General features: G+C 45.8%; 2 protein-coding genes. Both read right to left on the bottom strand.

Annotation, left to right across the window (positions count from 1 at the left end; genetic code table 11):
• Positions 1 to 85: 85 nt before the first annotated feature.
• Complete coding sequence (gene glmU, locus AC805_RS11345; protein WP_055075544.1) at positions 86 to 1,462, bottom strand: bifunctional UDP-N-acetylglucosamine diphosphorylase/glucosamine-1-phosphate N-acetyltransferase GlmU; 1,377 nt, start codon at positions 1,460 to 1,462, stop codon at positions 86 to 88.
• A gap of 222 nt (positions 1,463 to 1,684) precedes the next feature.
• Complete coding sequence (locus tag AC805_RS11340) at positions 1,685 to 3,073, bottom strand: aspartate ammonia-lyase (RefSeq protein WP_055075543.1); 1,389 nt, start codon at positions 3,071 to 3,073, stop codon at positions 1,685 to 1,687.
• Positions 3,074 to 3,303: the final 230 nt, after the last annotated feature.

The following is a 3,303-nucleotide window of genomic DNA, read 5'->3' as shown; positions in this document are numbered from 1 at the left end:
AGAAAGGCGATCGCTAATTTAGCGATCGCCTTTCGATGCTTTGCACCTCTTTTTGTTTTTAATCCTTATCTTTAAATCTTTGTTTTTAATCTTTGTTTTTAATCTTTTTCCGACCTTCTAGGTCGTAATAATCAGGCTTGGTAACTTGCGGCGATCGCGCGATCGCTAAAGAATTATCGGCAACATCCTCGACAATAATCGACCCTGCGGCGATATTTACGTTTTCACCAATTTGAATGGGAGCAACCAAAACAGAATTAGAACCAGTCTTACTGCGATCGCCAATTATAGTTTGATGCTTTTTAAAGCCGTCATAATTAGCGGTAATCGTACCCGCGCCAATGTTTACCTGTTTACCGATGGTCGCATCTCCTAAATAACTGAGATGGGCGGCATTAGTGCGATCGCCCACTTTGGCATTTTTAAGTTCTACAAAATTACCGATGCGGCATTTTTCACCGACGATTGATTCACCACGAATTCGCGCAAAGGGACCAATTCTACAGTTGTCAGCGATCTGGCTATCTTCAATTACGGAAAATTGTACGGAGCAATTTTCCCCAATGATACTATTTTCGATGAGGCTAGAGGGCCCAATCGTCGTACCAGCGCTAACTTTGGTATTGCCGCGTAAATGGGAATGGGGTTCGATGGTGACATTGGGAGCGAGTTCTACTTCATCGTCGATGGTAATGGTTTCAGGCAGTAGCATCGTTACCCCTGCCCGCATCCATTTATCACGCGCTCTTTTTTGCAGCACTGCGTAGGCATGGGCTAATTGAAGGCGATCGTTAATCCCTAAGCTCTCATCGGGATCTTCCAAATCGCTAGCATAAACTGAAGTGAGATAATCAAAGACTTCAGTGAGATAATATTCCTTTTGAGCATTATTTGTCGTCAGCTTTGGTAGAGCCAGAGCCAATTGCTGCCAATCAAAACAATAAACCCCAGTGCTAACTCTCTGATTGAGAATTTGTTCGGGATTGCAATCGCGATGTTCGATGATGCGTTCGATCTGCATGGCGCGATCGCAAAATACCCTACCATATCCCGTGGGATTGGGAAGGATGGCTGTCAGTACGGTTGCCGAAGCTTGATGTTTGCGGTGGTTATCGATGAGGGCTTGAATTGTTTCCGCACGCATCAATGGCGAATCTCCAGTCAGCACGACTAACTCCCCTTCAAAACCTGCCAAGGGTTCCAATAACTGTTGAATAGCGTGTCCAGTCCCTAATTGCTCTGCTTGTTCGGCAAACTCCAAATGGGGATAGGAAGCAAGAGCCTCCCGCACTAGATCTCTGCAATAACCCACGATCGCAATGCGGCGATCGGCTTGAAGCGGATCCGTGGCATTGAGAACGCGCTCAACTAAGGATTTACCTCCGAGTGGTTGTAACACCTTGGGTAAGGTCGATTTCATGCGTGTTCCTTTACCCGCCGCCAATACTGCTACTGCTAACATAGTCTTCTATTTCTCCATGAATTACTATTGCGGTTTTCAAATGAGTGCATACACATTTGAAAACCAAAAACAATCCTAGTAAGGGTTTTGAGTTTTCATTTTGCCGTAGGCAAAATGAAAACTGCAATAAATAAAATCCCCTAGCTCTTTTACCTCAGCCCCCCATCCATAGAGAAGGGAATAGGATTTTTACTATTTTTCTAAGGGAATTGGTAGCGGGAGCTAACCGTTAGGACGACTCATCTGCTCTAGATCGAGAACTTCAGCTAACTTCTCCGCTGTCATCAGTCCTTTGTCTAAAACCACTTGACGCAGAGACTTGCCCGTTGCCAACGATTCCTTTGCTACATCCGCAGCATTCAGATAGCCAATATGGGTATTTAGAGCCGTCACCAGCGAGAGACTGCCTTCGGCGTAGGCTAGACAGCGATCTTCGACGGCTGTAATGCCGCGAATGCATTTTGCTGCCAAGGTATCGATCGCCTGTCCTAAAATCTCAATACTCTGAATCAGATCGTAGGCAATGAGAGGCATCATCACATTTAATTCCAATTGACCTGCTTGGGCGGCAAAGGCGATCGCGGTGTCGTAGCCAATTACTTGATAACAAACCATATTTGTCATCTCCGCAATTACAGGATTGTATTTCCCTGGCATGATTGACGATCCTGGCTGTACGGGAGGCAGTTGAATTTCTCGCAATCCTGTTTTGGGACCCGAATCCATCAAGCGCAAATCGTTAGCAATTTTGCAAGTGTCTTGGGCAAGGTTACGGATCGCACCCGATACATTGACAAAGGGAGCCATGCTCTGCATCGCCGCCATGAGGTTACTGGCGGGCTTAAGTTCAAATCCAGTAATTTCACTTAATTTCTCGGCTACGCGATCGCAATAGCGGGGATGGGTATTTAGTCCCGTCCCCGACGCGCTCCCCCCTAAGCCTAAGGTTTTGAGATCGTTGGCGGCTTGGTGAATCCGTTGAATGTGATCGCTAATGATTTGGGCATAGGCTTGAAATTCGTCCCCAAGTCTGACGGGAACTGCATCCTGTAAATGCGTGCGTCCAGACTTAACGATATCGGCAAAGGCGATCGCCTTGATCCGTAACTGTTCGTTGAGATTTGCTAAGGCAGGCTGTAACACGCGATCTAGGGATAATAACGCGCCAATTCTGATCGCTGTGGGGATGACATCATTGGTTGACTGTCCGTAATTAACATGATCGTTAGGATTGACAGCATTGTAATTGCCCTTAACATCGCCCAAAATTTCTAGGGCGCGATTGGCTAAGACTTCATTAATATTCATATGGTGTGATGTGCCAGCGCCTGCTTGATAAACATCAACAACAAATTGATCGCGTAACTGACCGTCTAATATTTCATCCGCCGCCGCCGCGATCGCCATGCCCATACCGACAGGGATACAACCGAGTTCGGCATTAACTAATGCTGTCGCTTTTTTGATGAGTAAGCAAGCATCGACAAAAGTGGGAAGGGGCTTAAGTCCGCTGATCTTAAAGTTATCGATCGCCCTAGCAGTTTGAATACCGTAATAAACATCATCGGGCAGGGTCATTTCCCCCATGGAGTCGCGTTCGGTTCTGGTCATAGTTTTATGGGGCTTTTAGCTCTTAGCTTTTAGCTTTTAGCTTAGGTTAATTTGGCAGTTTTTAAGTAGCTGGGCATAATTAAAACCCCGAATCAAAAGCTGTAGCGCAAGCGCAGCCTGCGCTACAGCTTTTTGGGTTTTAAATTTAATTGTAACCAGCTACTTATTTAACTTGAGTAAACTTTAACTTGAGTAAACCCATTGTTGTTTTTTTGCGATCGTCCCGTCAA

Source organism: Pseudanabaena sp. 'Roaring Creek' (genome assembly GCF_001402795.1).
Lineage (GTDB): Bacteria > Cyanobacteriota > Cyanobacteriia > Pseudanabaenales > Pseudanabaenaceae > Pseudanabaena.
This window is presented reverse-complemented; position numbering and strand designations above follow the sequence as displayed.

Excerpts from the sequence above, each read along its gene's own strand:
- glmU (WP_055075544.1), bottom strand. The coding sequence starts at position 1,462 with ATGTTAGCAGTAGCAGTATTGGCGGCGGGTAAAGGAACACGCATGAAA.
- AC805_RS11340 (WP_055075543.1), bottom strand. The coding sequence starts at position 3,073 with ATGACCAGAACCGAACGCGACTCCATGGGGGAAATGACCCTGCCCGAT.